Raw genomic sequence first — 19,207 nt, 5'->3', positions numbered from 1 at the left:
TTGGCGTATTTGCCACCTGCGACATACCTGCTAACGTCGGCAGAGCACCTTCTTCGCCAAGCAGGCAAGGGGGCCGGATCGGCTCAGGTATGAGGACAATAATAGATGCAAGCTGATTTCTGGAATGACAAGCGCCCGGCAGGGGTTCCTTCGCAAATTGACATAAATGCTTACAAGTCAGTGGTCGAAGTATTCGAACGCTCCTGCAAGAAGTTTGCTGACCGCCCGGCGTTCAGCAACCTCGGGGTCACCCTGAGCTACGCCGAACTCGAACGCTATTCTGCGGCCTTTGCCGCTTACCTGCAGCAGCACACCGACCTGGTGCCGGGCGACCGCATCGCGGTACAGATGCCCAACGTGCTGCAGTACCCCATCGCGGTGTTCGGCGCCTTGCGCGCCGGCCTGATTGTGGTCAACACCAACCCGCTGTACACCGCCCGCGAAATGCGCCACCAGTTCAAGGACTCCGGCGCCCGGGCGCTGGTGTACCTGAACATGTTCGGCAAGCTGGTGCAGGAGGTGCTGCCCGACACCGGCATCGAGTTCCTCATCGAGGCGAAGATGGGCGACATGCTGCCGACGGCCAAGGGCTGGCTGGTCAACACCATCGTCAGCAAGGTCAAGAAGATGGTCCCGGACTACCGCCTGCCGCAGGCGGTGCCATTCAAGAGCGCCCTGGCCCAGGGCCGCGGCCAGGCGCTCAAGCCGGTTGCGCTGGGCCTCGATGACATCGCCGTGCTGCAATACACCGGCGGCACCACGGGCCTGGCCAAGGGCGCGATGCTGACCCACGGCAACCTGGTGGCGAACATGCTCCAGGTGCTGGCGTGTTTCTCCCAGCACGGTGCCGATGGCCAGCGCCTGATCAAGGACGGGCAGGAGGTGATGATCGCGCCGCTGCCGCTCTACCATATCTATGCCTTTACCGCGAACTGCATGTGCATGATGGTTACCGGCAACCACAACGTGCTGATCACCAACCCGCGCGACATCGCCGGCTTTGTCAAAGAGCTGAAGAAGTGGAAGTTCTCCGGGCTGCTCGGGCTCAACACCCTGTTCGTCGCGCTGATGAACCACCCAGAGTTCAAGAACCTCGACTTCTCGGCGCTGAAGGTCACCAACTCCGGCGGTACCGCATTGGTCAGCGCCACCGCCGAGCGCTGGGAGAGCATCACCGGTTGCCGCATTGTCGAAGGCTACGGCCTGACCGAGACCTCGCCGGTAGCCAGCACCAACCCTTACGGCCAGCTGGCACGCCTGGGCACCGTGGGCATTCCGGTGCCGGGCACGGCGTTCAAGGTGATTGACGATGCGGGTGTCGAGCAGCCCTTCGGCGAGCGCGGCGAGTTGTGCATCAAGGGCCCGCAAGTGATGAAGGGCTACTGGCAGCACCCCGAGGCGACGGCCGAGGCGCTGGACAGCGAAGGCTGGTTCAAGACCGGCGACATTGCCGTGATCGATCCGGACGGCTTTACCCGCATCGTCGACCGCAAGAAGGACATGATCATCGTCTCGGGCTTCAACGTGTACCCCAACGAGATCGAGGAAGTGGTGATGAGCCATCCGCAAGTGGCCAGTTGCGCGGTGATCGGCATCCCCGACGAGCGTTCGGGCGAGGCGGTGAAGCTGTTCGTGGTGCCGCGCGAGGGCGGGGTAAGCCTTGAAGAGCTGAAGGCTTACTGCAAGGCCAACTTCACCGGCTACAAGGTGCCCAAGCATATTGTCTTGCGCGAGTCGCTGCCGATGACGGCAGTGGGCAAGATTCTGCGCAGGGAGCTTCGGGATATAGCCTGAGGGAACTGGAAGCTGCAAGCCCGGCCAGCTTGTAGCTTGTAGCTTGTGGCTTGAAGCTTTAGAATCTTTACTCTAAAAATGACTACGTGATTATCAAGAGTCATTTCCGTGACTGTCTGGGCTACTTTAGCTCTAGGCGGCCCTTGGCAAAGCTGCTACTCTCGGCCCGCTTCTGATTATCAGGTTTGCAATAAACCGTAATCTTATATCAATAATAATCGCATCGACTGCGGTGAAGAATTCGCTGTTGCTGGAGGAGTGGGCTTCCATGATCGAAAACTTTTGGAAGGATAAGTACCCAGCCGGGATTGCCTCGCAAATCAATCCTGATGAGTATCCGAATATTCAGGCGGTATTGAAGCAGTCTTGCCAGCGCTTTGCCGATAAACCGGCCTTTAGCAACCTGGGCAAAACCATTACATACGGCGAGTTGTATGAGTTGTCGGGGGCGTTTGCCGCTTACCTGCAACAGCATACCGACCTGCAGCCGGGTGATCGTATTGCCGTGCAGCTGCCCAACGTTCTGCAATACCCCGTTGCCGTGTTCGGTGCCCTGCGTGCGGGCCTGATCGTGGTCAACACCAACCCGTTGTATACCGCGCGGGAATTGGAACACCAATTCAATGATTCCGGCGCCAAGGCGCTGGTCTGCCTGGCAAACATGGCGCACCTGGCCGAAAAGGTAGTGCCCAAGACCCAGGTCAAACACGTTATTGTCACCGAAGTGGCCGACCTCTTGCCACCGGTTAAACGCCTGTTGATCAACAGCGTGATCAAGTACGTGAAGAAAATGGTCCCGGCGTACAACCTGCCCAAGGCGGTCAAGTTCAACGACGCCTTGAGCAAGGGCCGTGGCCAGACCTTTCAGGAAGCCAATCCAGACCGCCATGACGTCGCCGTATTGCAGTACACCGGTGGCACTACCGGGGTGGCCAAGGGCGCGATGCTGACCCACCGCAACCTGGTGGCCAACATGCTGCAATGCCGGGCGCTGATGGGCTCGGACCTCAATGAAGGTTGCGAGATCCTGATCACGCCGTTGCCGCTGTATCACATCTATGCCTTCACCTTTCATTGCATGGCAATGATGCTGATCGGCAGCCACAACATCCTGATCAGCAACCCGCGCGACTTGCCGGCGATGGTCAAGGAACTGGGCAAGTGGAAGTTCAGCGGCTTTGTCGGCCTCAATACCTTGTTCGTGGCCCTGTGCAACAACGAGAATTTCCGCAAGCTGGACTTCTCTGGCCTGAAGATCACCCTGTCGGGCGGCATGGCCCTGCAGATGAGCGTCGCCGAGCGCTGGAAGGCAATCACCGGCTGCGCCATCTGCGAAGGTTACGGCATGACCGAGACCAGCCCGGTGGCGGCGGTCAACCCGGCCGAGCAGAACCAGATCGGCACCATCGGCATTCCGGTGCCCTCGACCCTGTGCAAGATCATCGACGACGCCGGTGTTGAACTGGCCCTGGGCGAAGTCGGCGAGCTGTGCGTGAAAGGGCCGCAGGTAATGAAGGGCTACTGGCAGCGCGAAGACGCCACCAACGAGATCCTCGACAGTGACGGCTGGCTGAAGACCGGTGACATCGCCCTGATCCAGACCGACGGCTACATGCGCATTGTCGATCGCAAGAAAGACATGATCCTGGTCTCCGGTTTCAACGTCTATCCGAATGAGCTTGAGGACGTGCTGGCGGCGTTGCCAGGCGTGCTGCAGTGCGCGGCCATCGGTGTGCCGGATGAAAAATCCGGTGAAGTGATCAAGATCTTCATCGTGGTCAAGCCGGGCATGACCGTGACCAAGGAGCAGGTGATGGAGCACATGCGTGCAAACGTCACCGGCTACAAGGTGCCGCGTTTCATCGAGTTCCGCGATGCGCTGCCGACCACCAACGTCGGCAAGATCCTGCGCCGTGAACTGCGTGATGAAGAACTGAAGAAGCTGGGCCTGAAGAAGATCGCCTGAGTCAAGGCGAGCGCTTCGCGCTCGATCGCTGGCAAGCCAGCTCCCACCATCGATCCTGTGGGAGCTGGCTTGCCAGCGATGCTTTCAGCGCAGTTTTTCAAGCATCTGGTAATACCACATCCCCGCCGCCAGTAACGGATTGCCCAGCACATCGCCCATCGGCACCTTGATGTGTTTGCAGCCGGCAAAGGTATCGAATTTCTCCAGCGTCCCGGTCAGTGCTTCGGCCATTATCTCGCCCATGATATGGCTGGTGGCGATGCCGTGCCCGGAATAGCCCTGGCAGTACCAGACGTTGTCCGAGAGCTTGCCCAGCTGCGGAATGCGGTTGACCACGATGCCCATCGCGCAACTCCACTGGAACTCGATCGGCACGCCCTTGAGCGCCGGAAAGGTGCGCTCGATGCACGGCCGCAGTTCGCCGGCGATATCCCGTGAATCGCGCCCGGAATAGTTGGCGCCACCACCGAACAGCAGGCGACCATCGGCGGTCAGCCGGTAGTAGTCGAGGACGAAGCGGCAGTCGTACACCGCAAGATCCTGCGGGTTGATCTGCGCGGCCAGCTCACCGAGCGGCGCGGTGGTGACGATGCCGCCCATGGCCGGGAAGATCTTGCCCTTGAGCTGGCGCTTTTCCAGTTTGTGATAGACGTCGCCGGCCAACAGAATCTGCTTGGCCTCGACCCGGCCGTGGGCCGTCACCACCGCCGGCTGCTCGCCATGGATGATGTCCAGCACTTCGGAGTTCTCGAAGATCAGTGCGCCCAGGCTGTGCGCGGCGCGGGCTTCGCCCAGGCACAGGTTGAGCGGGTGCAGGTGCAGGTTGCGCCGGTTCTTCAAGGCCCCCAGGTACAGCGGGCTTTGCAGGTGTTCGCGCATGGCGTTCTGGCCCAGCAGCTCGACCTGGTCGCCCATGCCGCGGCGCTCGGCCTCGGCAGCGAAGGCGCGCAGCTCGCCCATGTGCGAGTCTTTCATCGCCGCGTGCAGGTGGCCGTGCTTGAGGTCGCAGTCGATGCCGTAGCGCTCGACCCTTTGCTCGATGATCTGGTGGCCGCGCCAGCGCAGGTGCCAGATAAAATCATCGACGTCATCGCCGAGCTTGTCGCGCATCTGTTTGCGCATCGCTTCATCGCCCGAGAGGCTGCCGGTGACCTGGCCGCCGTTGCGCCCGCTGGCGCCCCAGCCGATGCGGTTGGTTTCAACGATGGCGACTTTCAGGCCGCGCTCGGCCAGTTCCACGGCGCTGGCGACACCGGTAAAGCCGCCGCCAATGATTGCCACGTCGACTTTCACCGTGCCCTTGAGGGTCGGGTACTGGGTGGTGTCGTTGAGGCTGTCGGTGTAGTACGAGGCGCTGCGTTGGGCAGGGCCGGCGTTTACGGCTGCATTCATAACAAAATCCTTGGTGCAAAAATAAAGGGTCAGGCCTGGCTCAGGTACCAGCGCCAGTCCTGTTCGCCGACTTCGGCCATGAACTGGCGGTACTCGGCGCGCTTGACCGCCAGGTACACGCCGAGGAACTCGGCGCCCAGGGCTTCGCGAGCCCAGTTCGAGCGCTCAAGCGCAGTCAGCGAGGTCAGCCAGTCGGTGGGCAGCAGTTCGCTGGCCTGGGCGTAGCCATTGCCCTCGACCGGCGCGCCCGGGTCGAGTTGCTGGCGGATGCCGTGATGCAGGCTGGCGAGAATCGCTGCTGCGGCCAGGTAAGGGTTGGCATCGGCGCCGCAGATGCGGTGCTCGATGTGCCGGCTGTTGGCCGGGCCGCCGGGCACGCGCAGGCTGACGGTACGGTTGTCGACGCCCCAGGTCGGCGCCAGCGGCGCATAACTGTTGGCCTGGAAGCGGCGGTAGGAGTTGGCGTTGGGGCAGAACAGCAGCAGCGAATCGAGCAGCAGCGTGAGCATGCCGGCCACCGATTGGCGCAGCAGCGGTGTACCGGCCTTGTCTTCGCTGGCGTACAGGTTATTGCCCTGGGCATCGGCCAGGCTCACGTGCATGTGCATGCCAGTGCCGGCCAGGTGATCGAACGGCTTGGCCATGAAGCAGGCCTGCATCCCGTGCTTGTGCGCCACGCCCTTGACCAGGCGCTTGTAGCGCACCGCCTGGTCCATGGCCAGCAGCGCATCGCCATGCTCGAGGGTGATTTCCACCTGGCCCGGGGCGTATTCGGAAATTGCTGTGCGCGCTGGAATGCCCTGGGCCTTGCAGGCCGCGTAGAGGTCGGCGAGAAACGGCTCGATCTGCTCCAGCTCACGCAGGCCGTAGACCTGAGTGCCACGCGGGCGCCCGCCGTCGCGGTCCAGGGCCGGTTGCGGGCGGCCGTGGCTGTCACGTTGCTGGTCGAGCAGATAGAACTCCAGCTCGCAGGCCATCACCGGGTAGTAACCGTCGGCCTTGAGCGCATCGATGACCTTGACCAGCAGGTGGCGCGGGTCGGCGACAGTCGCCGGCAGGCCTTCGCTGGGGTGCATGCTGACTTGTACTGCAGCGGTGGGGATCTGCCGCCACGGCAGACGCACCAGGCTGTTCTCCAGCGGGTAGGCGCGGCAATCGATATCGCCGACATCCCAGACCAGGCCTGAGTTTTCCACATCGTCGCCGTTGAGGGTCAAACCGAGGATGGTGCTGGGCAATGGCCGCCCGCTTTCGTACACCGCCAGCAGCTCTTCGCGGTGCAGCAGCTTGCCGCGTGGTACGCCGTTGGCGTCGAGGATGAACAGCTCGATCATCTCGATATCGGGGTTGGCGGCCAGGAACGTTCGGGCCTGCTCGATAGGGGCAAAGTGCATGGTGTGCTCGCTCGCGCCCTCAGGCGCACAGGACTGTCTAGCCGGTCAGGCGGCAGTCTTCGACAAGGAAGGTCGGCCAGAAGCTGGCCGCACGGTTCAGTGCAGAGCGAGGCGGGCGTCCGGTGGGCGGGCATGGCGGCAGTGCCACAAAGCCCAGAAGGCGAGAATGATGTGTACCAGCGGATTTTCCCCGCAGCGCGCCCGCACCTTCGGGAACGAAGGGCGCAGCAGCAGGCGGGGCAAACCGGTAGACGAAGTCATGCCTGGATACTCCCATGCCGGGGAAGGTTCATTAAATCAGGCTTTGGGTAACTTCAGATAAGCCGCGGCTAAACAATCGTCCGCCCGCCCGCAACCGTGCCGAGCGTCGGCAAATCTGCGACAATCGCAGCCCTTGAAAAGCCGATCATGCAAAAGCAGGCTCACCTGCACGACTAAAAAGCCCCCATGACTGACCACGCGATTGATCAACTGCTGAAAAACCTCGACCACGCCATGATTGCCGAGCGCCACCGTCTGCGCCGGCAGTTGCACGAGCTGCGCAAGCGCCCGGATGAGGCCAGGCTTGCGCAATGGGTCGACAAGGTCCAGGCCTCCTGCGCCCAGGTCACCGCGCGCAAGGCCAGTGTGCCGAGCATCCGTTACGACGACAGCCTGCCGATTGCAGCCAAGCGTGACGAGATCAAGAAGGTTCTGGCCGAGCATCAGGTGCTGATCATCGCCGGCGAAACCGGCTCGGGCAAAACCACCCAGCTGCCGAAGATCTGCCTGGAACTGGGCCGCGGCCAGCACGGCCTGATCGCCCATACCCAGCCCCGGCGGATTGCCGCGCGCAGCGTTGCCACCCGGGTCGCCGAAGAACTCGGTACGCCGCTGGGGGCGCTGGTCGGCTACCAGGTGCGCTTCGAAGACCAGAGCGACGCCAATACCCTGGTCAAGCTGATGACCGACGGTATCCTGCTGGCCGAAACCCAGCACGACCGCTTTCTCGAGCGCTACGACACCATCATTGTCGACGAAGCCCACGAGCGCAGCCTTAACATCGATTTTCTGCTCGGTTACCTCAAGACCCTGCTGCCGCGTCGCCCCGATCTCAAGGTCATCATCACCTCGGCGACCATCGACCTTGAGCGCTTCTCCAAGCACTTCAACGATGCGCCGATCATCGAGGTGTCGGGCCGCACCTACCCGGTGGAAACCTGGTACCGGCCGGTAACCCGCGAGCAGGACGAGGAGGGCAACCGCGTCGAGGACGACCTCACCGTCGACCAGGCGATCCTCGCCACCCTCGACGAGATTGCCGCCTTTGAGCGCAGCCAGGGCAAGGGCCCGGGCGATGTGCTGGTGTTTCTGCCCGGCGAGCGCGAGATTCGCGACGCTGCCGAGATGCTGCGCAAGGCGCAGTTGCGCCACACCGAAATCCTGCCGCTGTACGCACGCCTGTCGCCGGCCGAGCAGCAGAAGATTTTCCAGTCCCATCCGGGGCGGCGTGTGGTGCTGGCCACCAACGTTGCCGAAACCTCGCTGACGGTGCCGGGCATCCGCTATGTGATCGATAGCGGCACCGCGCGCATCAGCCGCTACAGCTACCGGGCCAAAGTTCAGCGCCTGCCGATCGAAGCGGTGTCCCAGGCCAGCGCCAACCAGCGCAAGGGCCGCTGCGGGCGGGTCGAGCCGGGCATCTGCGTGCGCCTGTACAGCGAAGAAGACTTCAATGCGCGGCCGGCCTTTACCGACCCTGAGATCCTGCGTACCAACCTGGCGGCAGTCATCCTGCAGATGCTGCACCTGCGCCTGGGCGATATTGACGCCTTCCCGTTCATCGAGCCGCCGGACGGCAAGGCCATCAGCGACGGCTTCAACCTGTTGCAGGAGCTCTCGGCGGTCAACCGCGAGAGCCAGCTCACGCCCCTGGGCCGCCAGTTGGCGCGCCTGCCGGTGGACCCGCGGCTGGGCCGCATGCTGCTCGAAGGCGCCAAGCAGGGCAGCCTCAATGAGCTGTTGATCGTCGCCAGTGCGCTGTCGGTGCAAGACCCGCGCGAGCGGCCGCCGGAGCGCCAGCAAGCGGCGGACCAGGCCCATGCACAATGGAAAGACGCCGACTCCGACTTCGCCGCGCTGGTCAACCTGTGGCGTGGCTTTGAAGAGCAACGCCAGGCCCTGACCGCCAGCCCGCTGCGCAACTGGTGCCGGAAGAATTTCCTCAACTACCTGCGCCTGCGCGAATGGCGCGATGCTCACCGTCAGCTCAGCCTGATCTGCCGCGACCTGCAGTTGAGCATCAATAAAGAGCCCGCCGACTACCCGCGCCTGCACAAGGCGATCCTCTGCGGTCTGCTCAGCCAGATCGGCCAGAAGAGCGAAGACGGTGACTACCTCGGCGCCCGCCAACGGCGCTTCTGGGTGCACCCCTCGTCCGGCCTGGGCAAGAAGCGTCCGCAATGGTTGATGACCGCCGAGCTGGTGGAAACCACCAAGCTCTATGCGCGCATGGTGGCCAAGATCGATTCGGACTGGATCGAGCCGCTGGCCGGGCACCTGATCAAGAAAAACCACTTCGAACCGCACTGGGAGAAGAAGCGCGGCCAGGTGGTGGCCTTCGAGCAGGTCACCCTCTATGGCCTGATCGTGGTTGGCCGGCGGCCGGTGCATTACGGCCCGGTCGACCCGGTAATGTCGCGCGAGCTGTTTATCCGCGAGGCCCTGGTCGGCGGCGAGATCCAGTCCAAGGCCAGGTGCCTGACCGCCAACCGGCGCTTGCTTGAGCAACTCGACGAGCTGGAAGCCAAGGCCCGCCGGCGCGACATCCTCGCCGATGAAGAAACCCTGTACGGCTTCTATGAGGCGCGGCTGCCGGCCGAGATCCACCAGACCGCAACCTTCGACAGCTGGTACCGGGTCAACAGCCAGAAAGACCCGCAGTTGCTGATCATGCGCGAGGAAGACGTGCTGGCCCGCGAGGCCAGTGAAGTCACCGCCGCGCAGTACCCGGACACCCTGCGCCTGGGCGACCTGAGCCTGGCCCTGAGTTACCACTTCGAGCCAAACCATCCGCGCGACGGCGTTACCGTGCGGGTGCCGGCGCCGCTGTTGCCGAGCCTGCCGGGCGAACGCCTGGAGTGGCTGGTGCCGGGCCTGCTGGAAGCCAAATGCATCGCCCTGGTGCGCAACCTGCCCAAGGCCTTGCGCAAGAATTTCGTGCCGGTGCCGGACTTCGTCAAGGCCGCCCTGCAGCGCATGAGCTTCGCTGAAGGTTCGTTGCCCCAGGCGCTTGGCCGCGAGTTGCTGCGCATGACCGGTGCGCGGGTCAGCGACGAAGCCTGGGCCGAAGCTGCGGCCCAGGTCGACAGCCACCTGAAGATGAACCTGGAAGTGGTCGATGGCCAGGGCAAGTTCCTCGGTGAAGGCCGTGACCTGGCCGAGCTGACCGCGCGCTTTGCCGCGGCCAGCCAGGCCGCGCTGGCGGTCCCGCAAACCGCGCAAAGCCAGCAGCCGGTGCAGGCCAAGGCCTTCACCCAGGTGGCCGAGACTGCGCAACAAAAGTTTGCCGGGCTGTCGATGACGGTCTATCCGGCGCTGGTGGAAGAAAACGGCACGGTCAAGGAAGGGCGCTTCTCGACCCAGGCTGAAGCCGAGTTCCAGCACCGCCGAGCCTTGCAGCGCCTGCTGCTGCAACAACTGGCGGAGCCGGCCAAGTTTTTGCGCGGCAAGCTGCCGGGGCTGACCGAGCTGGGCTTGCTGTACCGCGAGCTGGGTCGGGTCGAGGCGCTGGTCGAGGACATTCTGCTGGCCAGCCTCGACAGTTGCATCCTTGAAGGCGAGGCCACCCTGCCACGCGATGGCGCCGGCCTGGCCTCGCTGGCCGAGCGCAAGCGCGGCAGCTGGGCCGAGCACGCCGAGCGTCTGGCTCGCCTGACCCTGGAAGTCCTCAAGCTCTGGCATGGCCTGCAAAAGCGCTTCAAGGGCAAGATCGACCTGGCCCAGGCCGTGGCCCTCAACGACATCAAGCAGCAACTGGGCAACCTGGTCTACCCCGGCTTTGTCCGCGAAACCCCGGGGCTGTGGCTCAAGGAGCTGCCGCGCTACCTCAAGGCGATCGAGTTGCGTCTTGAGAAGCTTGGCGCCCAGGTGCAGAAGGACCGGGTCTGGAGCGGCGAGCTGGGCAACCTCTGGAGCCAGTACCAGACCCGCCTGGACAAGCACCTGCAGGAAGGCAAGCGCGACGAGCAGCTGCAGCTGTACCGCTGGTGGCTGGAGGAATACCGGGTGTCGTTGTTCGCCCAGCAGTTGGGCACCAAGGTCCCGGTTTCCGACAAACGACTGAGCAAGCAGTGGAGTCAGGTGGAAGCCTAAACCCCTGCAGTTGTGGCACACTTGACCGATATACGCCGCGCATCCCGGAATAACCTGCCGGGCCTGCGCGGCTCACGCATGCAGCACTGCGCAGTGGCCCGCAAGCTGGGGGCATTGCCAGTCAAAGTTGGTACTTTGGTGCCAACTCAAACCGACCGAACAGGCCGTTGCCGGGCTGGCAATGGCCCCGAACAGAGGAACGACCGTGCATAACGTCGTCATCAGCGGCACCGGCCTGTACACCCCGGCCAACAGCATTTCCAACGAAGAGCTGGTGGAGTCCTTCAATACCTACGTGCAGCAGTTCAACCGTGACAACGCCGCCGCCATCGAGCGCGGTGAAGTCCAGGCCCTGGCCGAGTCCAGCGCCGCCTTCATCGAAAAAGCCTCGGGCATCAAGAGCCGCTTCGTCATGGACAAGGACGGCATTCTCGATCCGCAGCGCATGAAGCCGCGCCTGCCCGAGCGCTCCAACGACGAGCCGTCGATCCTCTGCCAGATGGCCGTGGCCGCCGCCGAGCAGGCCCTGCAACGCGCCGGGCGTACTGCCGCCGACGTCGATGCGGTGATCGTTGCCTGTTCCAACCTGCAGCGCCCGTACCCGGCGATTGCCATCGAAGTGCAGCAGGCGCTGGGCATCAACGGCTTTGGTTTCGACATGAACGTAGCCTGCTCGTCGGCCACCTTCGGCATTCAGACTGCCTGCAACAGCGTACAGTTGGGCCAGGCCCGCGCAGTGCTGGTGATCAGCCCGGAAATCTGCACCGGCCACCTGAACTTCCGTGACCGCGACAGCCATTTCATCTTTGGTGATGCCGCCACTGCCGTGTTGGTGGAGCGCGCCGACCTGGCCACCTCCAGGCACCAGTTCGACATCGTCAGCACCAAACTGCGGACCCAGTTCTCGAACAACATCCGCAACAACTTCGGCTTCCTCAACCGTGCGGCCGAAGAGGGCATTGGCGCCCCCGACAAGCTGTTCGTCCAGGAAGGCCGCAAGGTGTTCCGCGAGGTCTGCCCGATGGTCGCCGAGCTGATCGGCCAGCACCTGACCGAGAACAACCTCAATGTCAGCGACGTCAAGCGCTTCTGGCTGCACCAGGCCAACCTGAGCATGAACCACCTGATCGTGAAGAAACTGCTTGGTCGTGACGCCCTCGAAGAAGAGGCACCGGTAATCCTCGACAGCTACGCCAACACCAGCTCGGCAGGCTCGGTAATCGCCCTGCACAAGCATCAGGACGACCTGCCACAGGGCGCCCTGGGCGTGCTCAGCTCGTTCGGGGCCGGCTATTCGATCGGTAGCGTGATCCTGCGCAAGCGTTGAGTTGCAACTACCGGTGAAGTGTCCCACGTTGTTGCGACACTTCACTGATAGCGTTGGCTGTAACAAATCCGCCTAATCGGACTCTACCCGCAGAACGATGGATGGATGGCGATGACTGCTGAACAACAAACCCGCTTGCTGGAGCGGCTGCTCAAGGGTGAGCAACAGGCGTTCAAGGAACTGGTCGACAGCTATCAGGGCGCCATGCGCGCAGTGGCCTATGCGATTGTCGGCAGCCGGCATGCCGACGAAGCGGTACAGGACGCCTGGCTGGCGGTGGTGCGCAACCTCAAGGGGTTCGAGCAGCGCTCGAGCCTGAAAACCTGGCTGCTGACCATTACCGCCAACGCGGCCAAGACCCGCTACAAGCAAAATCGCCGCGAAGTGCTTCTCGATGACCTGCCAGGCCCGCATGGCACCATTGGCGATGAGCGCTTTGCTACCGACGGCCACTGGCTGCAAGGGCCTTCGGCCTGGCATGAGGACACCCCTGAAGCCCTGCTCAGCCGCGAGCAGATGCGTGAATGCCTCGAGCACACCTTGCTCAGCCTGTCGGAACTGCAATGCAGTGTGCTGGTGCTACGCGAGCGCCAGGGCCTGGAGCTCGAGCAGATCTGTAATCTTCTCGAGATTTCCCTCTCCAATGTCCGCGTATTGCTGCACCGCGCGCGCCTGAAGGTCTTCGCCACCCTGGAACATTTCGAGGAAACCGGTCAATGCTGAGCTGCAAGGAACTCGTCGCCCGCTCCAGCGACTACCTGGATGGACAACTGACCCTGGGCGAGCGCCTGATGGTCCGTCAGCACCTGTTGTTCTGTCGCCATTGTCGGCGCTTTCTCAAGCAGATGCGCGTGGCCCAGGCCACGGTACGGGCTTTGCCGGAACAACCGGCGGGCGACAGCGAGGCACTGGCCGAGCGTCTGGCGCGGGAGCTGAAAAACTCCTGAATCCGGCTCGGGAGGCTCTGCAACGGAGCTTTCCGGCTTATTTCATTTCGAAGTAAAAAAGTTCCCCTGTCACAAAACATTTATCTAAAAGCCACTGATCTGACATACACCCCCGCCAAGATTCCTCCCCAGCACAAGTGGCCTGAGCCGCGTGTTTTTCCAACATTATCAAGACCATAAAGTAGGGGAGCTTCTTCGATGATCCGTAAGCACTTCGCAGGTTTCGTAGCCAGCGCCTTGGCCATGGCCGTTACCGCCCAGGCTTTCGCGGGTACCGTGACCACCGACGGCGCCGATATCGTAGTCAAGACCAAGGGTGGCCTCGAGGTCGCTACCACCGACAAGGAATTCAGCTTCAAGCTGGGCGGTCGGATCCAGGCTGACTACAGCCGTTTCGACGGTTTCTACACCAACAACGGCAATACCGCCGACGCCGGTTACTTCCGCCGCGCCTACCTGGAACTGGGCGGCGTGATGTACAAGGACTGGGCCTACCAGATCGCCTACGACTTCTCGCACAACTCCGGCGGTGACAACCGTTCCGAAGACGGCTACTTCGATGAAGCGTCCCTGGCCTACAACGGCTTCAGCCCGGTATCGATCAAGGTTGGTCGTTTCGACCCCGAGTTCGGCCTGGAAAAAGCCACCAGCTCCAAGTGGGTGACCGCGCAGGAACGTACTGCCGCCTATGACCTGGTCGACTGGACCAACGCCCACAACGGCGGCCTGGGTATCCAGGCTTCGGGTACCGTCGGTGACTCGCTGTACGGCTCGGTCGGTGCCTTCGCCAAGGACGCCACCAACCAGGACAAGGACGGCGACAGCACCAAGCAGTTCAACCTGCGCGGCGTCTTCGCGCCGATGCACGAAGCCGGCAATGTCCTGCACTTCGGTATCAACTACGCCCAGCGTGACCTCTCCGACACCGCCTTCGATGGTCGTATCCGCAGCCGTCTGGGCATGCGCGGCGTCAGCACCGACGGTGGCCAGGATGCCGGCAGCAACGGCAACCGCCTGACCCTGGGCGGCGCCAACAACACCCCGGCCGGTGCCTACGACACCGACAAGGCCTGGGGCCTGGAAGCGGCATGGGCCATGGGCCCGTTTTCGGTACAGGGCGAATACGTCAAGCGTGACGTCCAGGCCGACAGCGCCTCGTTCTCCGACATCAAGGCAGACGGCTACTACGGCCAGCTGGCCTACACCATCACCGGTGAAGCCCGTGGCTACAAGCTCGGCAAGTTCGACAGCATCAAGCCTTCGAACAAGCAGATCGGTGCCTGGGAAGTGTTCTACCGCTATGACCACCTGAGCGTCGATGACGACAACGGCGCCTTTGCCAACATCGATGATGTCGAAGGCAAGGTCCACAACGTCGGCTTGAACTGGTATGCCAACGAGTCGATCAAACTCAGCGGCGTGTACGTCAAGGCCAAGGTCGACAACGCCCAGAACGCTGCCGGCGACGACAGCGGCGACGGTTTCGTAATGCGCGCGCAGTACGTGTTCTAAGCAACACCGCTCCTCATCCGTTAGATCTTCAGCCCCGCTTGCGCGGGGCTTTTTTTCGTCTGCGCGACGAGGCAGACTGCGCCAATGCCCAAGCTCATCCTGCAACACCTAGCCGAACTCACGCCTGCCACCTGGGACGCTCTGGTGCCGGGGGACCAGCCGTTCCTGCGCCATGCATTCCTGTCCAGCCTGGAAGACAGCGGCAGTGTCAGCCGCCACACCGGCTGGAGCCCCGCGCACCAGTTGCTGACCGACAGCGCCGGGCAACTGCGAGCGGCCTTGCCGGCCTACGTGAAAACCCATTCATTCGGCGAGTACGTGTTCGACCACGGCTGGGCCGATGCCTGTGAGCGGGCGGGTATTGCCTACTACCCCAAGCTGCTGTGTGCCGTGCCGTTCTCGCCGGTGACCGGCCCACGGCTGCTGGGCGACCCGCAGGTGGCGGCCGAGTTGGTGGATCAACTGACCGATGAACTGTTCGAGCAGGGGATGTCCGGCGCCCATATCAACTTCACCGATGCGCAGGCGGATGCGCTGATGCGCGAGCGTGACGGCTGGATGGAGCGCCTGGGATGCCAGTTTCACTGGCGCAACCAGGGCTACCGCGACTTCCAGGATTTTCTCGATACCTTGAGTTCACGCAAGCGCAAGCAAATGCGCAAGGAGCGCGAGCAGGTGGCGGGGCAGGGTATCGAGTTTCGCTGGTTTCGCGGCGAAGCGCTGAGTGAGGCGCAGTGGGATTTCGTCTTCGCCTGTTATGCCAATACCTATGCCGTACGCCGCCGTGCGCCGTATCTGACCCGGGAATTCTTCAGCCTGCTGGCCGAGCGCATGCCTGAGTCAATACGCGTGGTGATGGCGCGCCAGGGTGGGCGTGATGTGGCCATGGCCTTCAGCCTGGTCGGTGACGACAGCCTGTATGGCCGTTATTGGGGCTGCCTGGACGAGTTCGACCGGCTGCACTTCGAGACTTGTTTTTACCAGGGCATGGATTGGGCGATTGCCGAGGGTTTGCAGCGCTTTGATGCCGGTGCGCAGGGCGAGCACAAGTTGATTCGCGGCTTTGAGCCGGTGATCACCCGCTCCTGGCACTATCTGCTGCACCCGGGCTTGCGCCGGGCGGTGGAGGAGTTCCTTGAGCAGGAGCGGGCAGGGGTGTTGGCTTATGCCCAGGAAGCGCGTTTGGCGTTGCCTTATCGGCAAGGTTGAGGGCCTCATCGCGGTGCGACGCCTCGACTTGACCCGCGATGAGGTTACTGTCAGTCGATCCCGACAAACCCCCCCGTCTGGTGATGCCACAACCGCGCATACAGGCCCTGATGCGCCAGCAACTCCGAGTGGCTGCCCATCTCGGCAATCCGGCCTTTTTCCAGCACCACCAGGCGGTCCATGCGGGCAATGGTCGACAGTCGGTGGGCAATGGCAATCACGGTCTTGCCTTGCATCAGGGTTTCCAGGCTTTCCTGGATTGCCGCTTCGACTTCCGAGTCCAGCGCTGAGGTGGCTTCGTCCATGATCAGGATCGGCGCATTCTTGAGCAGCACCCGGGCTATGGCGATGCGCTGGCGCTGGCCGCCGGAAAGCTTGACCCCGCGCTCACCGACATGGGCATCGAAGCCGGTCCGGCCCTGAGCGTCTGACAGTTGCGGGATGAACTCGTCAGCCCGTGCCCGGCGCACCGCTTCCCATAGCTCATCTTCAGTGGCATCGGGCCGGCCATAGAGCAGGTTTTCGCGGATCGAGCGGTGCAGCAGTGAGGTGTCCTGGGTGATCATGCCGATTTGTGCGCGCAGGCTGGCCTGGGTCACCTGGGCGATGTCCTGGCCATCGATGAGGATGCGCCCGCTTTCCAGGTCGTAAAGGCGCAGCAGCAGGTTGACCAGGGTCGACTTGCCGGCGCCGGACGGGCCGATCAGGCCGATCTTCTCGCCGGGGCGGATGTCCAGGTTGAGGCCATCGATGATGCGGCTGCCCTTGCCATAGTGAAAGCTGACGTTGTCGAACTTGACCCCGCCGCGTTCGACCTTGAGCCTGGGCGCGCTAGGCGAGTCGTTGACGCTGACCGGCTGGGCGATGGTCTGCAGGCCGTCCTGGACCATGCCGATGTTCTCGAAGATGCCGTTGACCACCCACATGATCCAGCCCGACATGTTGACGATGCGGATCACCAGGCCGGTGGCCAGGGCGATGGCGCCGACGGTGATCAGCGACTGGGTCCACAGCCACAGGGCCAGGCCCGTGGTGCTGACGATCAGCAGGCCGTTGAGGCTGGTGATGACCACGTCCATGCTGGTGACCACGCGGGCGGCCAGCTGGGTTTTTTCGGTTTGTTCGCTGATCGCTTCGCGGGCGTACTGCTGCTCGAAGTCGGTATGGGCGAAGAGTTTCAGGGTGGCGATGTTGGTGTAGCCATCGACGATGCGGCCCATGAGCTTGGAGCGGGCATCGGAGGAGATCACCGCACGGGCCTTGACCCGTGGCACGAAGTAGTAGAGCGCGCCGATGTAGCAGGCGATCCAGGTGATCAGCGGCAACATCAGCCGCCAGTCGGCCTCGGCAAACAGCACCAGCGAGCTGATCGCGTAGATCAGCACGTGCCATAGCGCATCCACCGCCTGCACCGCAGAGTCGCGCAACGAGTTGCCGGTCTGCATGATGCGCTGGGCGATGCGCCCGGCAAAATCGCTCTGGAAGAAGTTCAGGCTCTGCTTGAGCACGTAGGTGTGGTTTTGCCAGCGGATCATGCTGGTCATGCCCGGGCTGATGGTCTGGTGCACCAGCAGGTCGTGCAGGCCGACGAACACCGGGCGCAGCAACAGCGCCACCACCAGCATCCACATCAGCTCGCCGCCGTGCTCGCTGAAAAAGTTGACGTTCGGCGTGCCCTGGGCCAGGTCGATGATCCGGCTCAGGTAGCTGAACAGCGCCACTTCGATCAGCGCACCGATCAGGCCGACCACCAGCAGGGCGGCAAAACTCGGCCAGACCTGGCGCAGGTAGTACACGTAGAACGGCCATACCGTGGTCGGCGGCGCCGCGGTGGGCGCCTCACGGAAGATATCGATCAGCTTTTCGAAGCGGCGAAACAGCATGAAAACGGTAACTCCTGTTCAGTTCGACCCGCGGGCCCGGTTCACGTCCCTGTGAAGCCCAAGGTCAGTCGATGCGTTTGGCCGACTTGATGAATACCGGGTCGACCGGCACATCGCGCATGCCTTTTTTCACTGTGGTGGGCGAGTTGACGATCTGGTCGACCACTTCCATGCCTTTGACGACCTTGCCGAACACCGCGTAACCGCGGTCGCGGCCCGGGTCGAGGAAGGCATTGTCGGCGACGTTGATGAAGAACTGGCTGGTGGCCGAGTTCGGGTCGGAGGTGCGCGCCATCGACAGCGTGCCACGGACGTTCTGCAGGCCATTGCTGGCTTCGTTGCGGATCGGGTCCTTGGTGGGCTTTTGCACCATCTGCTCAGTGAAACCACCACCCTGGACCATGAAGCCCGGGATCACCCGGTGGAAGATGGTGTTGTTGTAGAAGCCGCTGTCCACGTACTGCAGGAAATTCCTGGTGCTGATCGGCGCCTTTTCCGCGTTCAGTTCCACTTCGACCTGGCCGAAGCTGGTGTCGAGTAATACGTGGGGCGTCTTGTCGGAAGCCATCAGGCTGGTGGCGAAAACGACCGAGCAGGTGGCGAGCAGGAGTTTTTTCAGCATGGGCTCAATGATCCTTGAGAGGTGGTGGACGCCGCCAGGAACTGCAGCAGCGTCTGATTGAAGACGTGAGGTTGATCCAGGGGTGTAGCGTGCCGGGAATCTTCGATAACCGCCAGCCGTGCCTGTGGAATCAGCGCAACGTAGCGCTCTTTAAGTTGTACCGGGGTGTAATCCTGGTCGGCGCTGATGACCAGGGTAGGACAGCGAATCTGCCCCAGGCGTTGCGCCACGCCCCAGCCGACTATGGCGTCGAAACTGGCCAGGTAGGCGCGTTTGTCGTTCTTTGCCCAGCGCTCGGCCATCTTGCGGCGTAAATCGGCCTGCTGCGGCTTGGGGAACAACCGCTCGGCCAGGCCCTTGCCGATGGTTTCAAGGCTCAGCACCCGGGCCAGGGCCCAGCGCTTGGCCCACCAGATCCAGTCGCTGCGGCTGCGGCGCTTGACCTCCGGGGCGCTGTTGACGATGCACAGGCTGCGCAGCCACTGGGGATGATCGACGGCAAACTGAAAGCCGACCATGCCGCCCATGGACAGCCCGACCAGGTGCACGGGGCCGGTCTGCAACCGCTCGAGCAGGGCCAGCAGGTCGGCGCTGAAGCTGGCGATGCTATAGCGCTCGCGTGGCTTGTCGGAGCGGCCATGGCCACGGATGTCCATGAGGATCACGCGGTAGTGGCGAGCCAGCTCCGGCACCTGCATTTCCCAGTCCTGGCAACTGGAGCCCAGGCCATGCAACAGCACCAGCGGCTCGCCCTGGCCGTATTCCTCGTAGTGTAGCGAGCAACCTTCATGTTCGAAGTAGGCCATCG

The 19,207-nt window shown here is 62.9% G+C and carries 14 protein-coding genes; 8 read left to right on the top strand and 6 right to left on the bottom strand.

Annotated elements, in window-relative coordinates:
• The first annotated feature begins 105 nt into the window (after positions 1-105).
• Together fadD2 and fadD1 are read left to right on the top strand one after the other, a co-directional pair.
• Entirely contained in the window at positions 106-1,794 is a 1,689-nt protein-coding gene (gene fadD2 / locus JYG36_RS20315; RefSeq protein ID WP_045193417.1) for a long-chain-fatty-acid--CoA ligase FadD2, read from the top strand.
• Positions 1,795-2,062: 268 nt separating this feature from the next.
• Positions 2,063-3,760, top strand: coding sequence for a long-chain-fatty-acid--CoA ligase FadD1 (gene fadD1 / locus JYG36_RS20310; protein WP_093386044.1), 1,698 nt, complete (start codon positions 2,063-2,065; stop codon positions 3,758-3,760).
• A gap of 84 nt (positions 3,761-3,844) precedes the next feature.
• Here the strand turns inward: fadD1 and JYG36_RS20305 are convergent, their stop codons facing one another.
• From JYG36_RS20305 to JYG36_RS20295, 3 genes are all read right to left on the bottom strand, one after another.
• The gene (locus JYG36_RS20305) at positions 3,845-5,152 is read right to left on the bottom strand and encodes an NAD(P)/FAD-dependent oxidoreductase (protein ID WP_213602107.1); all 1,308 of its coding nucleotides are present in this window, start codon (positions 5,150-5,152) and stop codon (positions 3,845-3,847) included.
• A gap of 29 nt (positions 5,153-5,181) precedes the next feature.
• Complete coding sequence (locus tag JYG36_RS20300; protein WP_213602105.1) at positions 5,182-6,546, bottom strand: glutamine synthetase family protein; 1,365 nt, start codon at positions 6,544-6,546, stop codon at positions 5,182-5,184.
• A gap of 96 nt (positions 6,547-6,642) precedes the next feature.
• The gene (locus JYG36_RS20295; protein WP_213602103.1) at positions 6,643-6,807 is read right to left on the bottom strand and encodes a hypothetical protein; all 165 of its coding nucleotides are present in this window, start codon (positions 6,805-6,807) and stop codon (positions 6,643-6,645) included.
• Positions 6,808-6,993: 186 nt separating this feature from the next.
• Here JYG36_RS20295 and hrpA point away from each other — a divergent pair, with 186 nt between their 5' ends.
• The 6 genes from hrpA (at position 6,994) to JYG36_RS20265 (ending at position 15,894) form a co-directional block, all read left to right on the top strand.
• Positions 6,994-10,899 carry an ATP-dependent RNA helicase HrpA gene (hrpA, locus tag JYG36_RS20290; protein WP_213602101.1) on the top strand — a complete coding sequence of 1,302 codons (3,906 nt, stop codon included), beginning with the start codon at positions 6,994-6,996 and terminating at the stop codon, positions 10,897-10,899.
• Between the two features lie 205 nt (positions 10,900-11,104).
• Positions 11,105-12,226 carry a beta-ketoacyl-ACP synthase III gene (locus tag JYG36_RS20285; RefSeq protein ID WP_213602098.1) on the top strand — a complete coding sequence of 374 codons (1,122 nt, stop codon included), beginning with the start codon at positions 11,105-11,107 and terminating at the stop codon, positions 12,224-12,226.
• A 111-nt stretch (positions 12,227-12,337) separates the two neighbouring features.
• Complete coding sequence (locus JYG36_RS20280; RefSeq protein ID WP_045193411.1) at positions 12,338-12,949, top strand: RNA polymerase sigma factor; 612 nt, start codon at positions 12,338-12,340, stop codon at positions 12,947-12,949.
• Positions 12,943-13,173 (top strand): anti-sigma factor family protein, encoded by a 231-nt coding sequence (locus JYG36_RS20275; RefSeq protein WP_093386024.1) that lies wholly within the window; start codon positions 12,943-12,945, stop codon positions 13,171-13,173. Before JYG36_RS20280 ends, JYG36_RS20275 begins: the two co-directional genes overlap by 7 nt.
• Positions 13,174-13,371: 198 nt before the next feature.
• Positions 13,372-14,685 carry an OprO/OprP family phosphate-selective porin gene (locus JYG36_RS20270; RefSeq protein ID WP_045193409.1) on the top strand — a complete coding sequence of 438 codons (1,314 nt, stop codon included), beginning with the start codon at positions 13,372-13,374 and terminating at the stop codon, positions 14,683-14,685.
• 84 nt (positions 14,686-14,769) lie between these two features.
• A complete protein-coding gene (locus JYG36_RS20265) occupies positions 14,770-15,894 on the top strand; it encodes a GNAT family N-acetyltransferase (RefSeq protein WP_213602096.1) in 1,125 nt (374 codons plus the stop codon).
• Positions 15,895-15,944: 50 nt separating this feature from the next.
• Here JYG36_RS20265 and JYG36_RS20260 read toward each other — a convergent pair whose 3' ends face one another.
• The 3 genes from JYG36_RS20260 to JYG36_RS20250 form a co-directional block, all read right to left on the bottom strand.
• Positions 15,945-17,777, bottom strand: a complete 1,833-nt coding sequence (locus JYG36_RS20260; RefSeq protein WP_213602094.1) for an ABC transporter ATP-binding protein — start codon at positions 17,775-17,777, stop codon at positions 15,945-15,947.
• A 64-nt stretch (positions 17,778-17,841) separates the two neighbouring features.
• Positions 17,842-18,399 (bottom strand): peptidylprolyl isomerase, encoded by a 558-nt coding sequence (locus JYG36_RS20255; protein WP_213602092.1) that lies wholly within the window; start codon positions 18,397-18,399, stop codon positions 17,842-17,844.
• The gene (locus JYG36_RS20250; protein ID WP_093386004.1) at positions 18,393-19,205 is read right to left on the bottom strand and encodes an alpha/beta fold hydrolase; all 813 of its coding nucleotides are present in this window, start codon (positions 19,203-19,205) and stop codon (positions 18,393-18,395) included. Before JYG36_RS20250 ends, JYG36_RS20255 begins: the two co-directional genes overlap by 7 nt.
• Positions 19,206-19,207: the final 2 nt, after the last annotated feature.

The organism is Pseudomonas sp. SORT22, from assembly GCF_018417635.1.
In the GTDB taxonomy this organism is placed as follows: domain Bacteria; phylum Pseudomonadota; class Gammaproteobacteria; order Pseudomonadales; family Pseudomonadaceae; genus Aquipseudomonas.
This window is presented reverse-complemented; position numbering and strand designations above follow the sequence as displayed.

What these genes read in the sequence shown, in the direction of transcription:
- JYG36_RS20295 (WP_213602103.1), bottom strand. Translation starts at nt 6,807, where the DNA reads ATGACTTCGTCTACCGGTTTGCCCCGCCTGCTGCTGCGCCCTTCGTTC.
- JYG36_RS20280 (WP_045193411.1), top strand. Translation starts at nt 12,338, where the DNA reads ATGACTGCTGAACAACAAACCCGCTTGCTGGAGCGGCTGCTCAAGGGT.
- JYG36_RS20255 (WP_213602092.1), bottom strand. Translation starts at nt 18,399, where the DNA reads ATGCTGAAAAAACTCCTGCTCGCCACCTGCTCGGTCGTTTTCGCCACC.
- JYG36_RS20270 (WP_045193409.1), top strand. Translation starts at nt 13,372, where the DNA reads ATGATCCGTAAGCACTTCGCAGGTTTCGTAGCCAGCGCCTTGGCCATG.
- JYG36_RS20260 (WP_213602094.1), bottom strand. Translation starts at nt 17,777, where the DNA reads ATGCTGTTTCGCCGCTTCGAAAAGCTGATCGATATCTTCCGTGAGGCG.
- fadD1 (WP_093386044.1), top strand. Translation starts at nt 2,063, where the DNA reads ATGATCGAAAACTTTTGGAAGGATAAGTACCCAGCCGGGATTGCCTCG.
- fadD2 (WP_045193417.1), top strand. Translation starts at nt 106, where the DNA reads ATGCAAGCTGATTTCTGGAATGACAAGCGCCCGGCAGGGGTTCCTTCG.
- hrpA (WP_213602101.1), top strand. Translation starts at nt 6,994, where the DNA reads ATGACTGACCACGCGATTGATCAACTGCTGAAAAACCTCGACCACGCC.
- JYG36_RS20300 (WP_213602105.1), bottom strand. Translation starts at nt 6,546, where the DNA reads ATGCACTTTGCCCCTATCGAGCAGGCCCGAACGTTCCTGGCCGCCAAC.
- JYG36_RS20275 (WP_093386024.1), top strand. Translation starts at nt 12,943, where the DNA reads ATGCTGAGCTGCAAGGAACTCGTCGCCCGCTCCAGCGACTACCTGGAT.
- JYG36_RS20250 (WP_093386004.1), bottom strand. Translation starts at nt 19,205, where the DNA reads ATGGCCTACTTCGAACATGAAGGTTGCTCGCTACACTACGAGGAATAC.
- JYG36_RS20305 (WP_213602107.1), bottom strand. Translation starts at nt 5,152, where the DNA reads ATGAATGCAGCCGTAAACGCCGGCCCTGCCCAACGCAGCGCCTCGTAC.
- JYG36_RS20265 (WP_213602096.1), top strand. Translation starts at nt 14,770, where the DNA reads ATGCCCAAGCTCATCCTGCAACACCTAGCCGAACTCACGCCTGCCACC.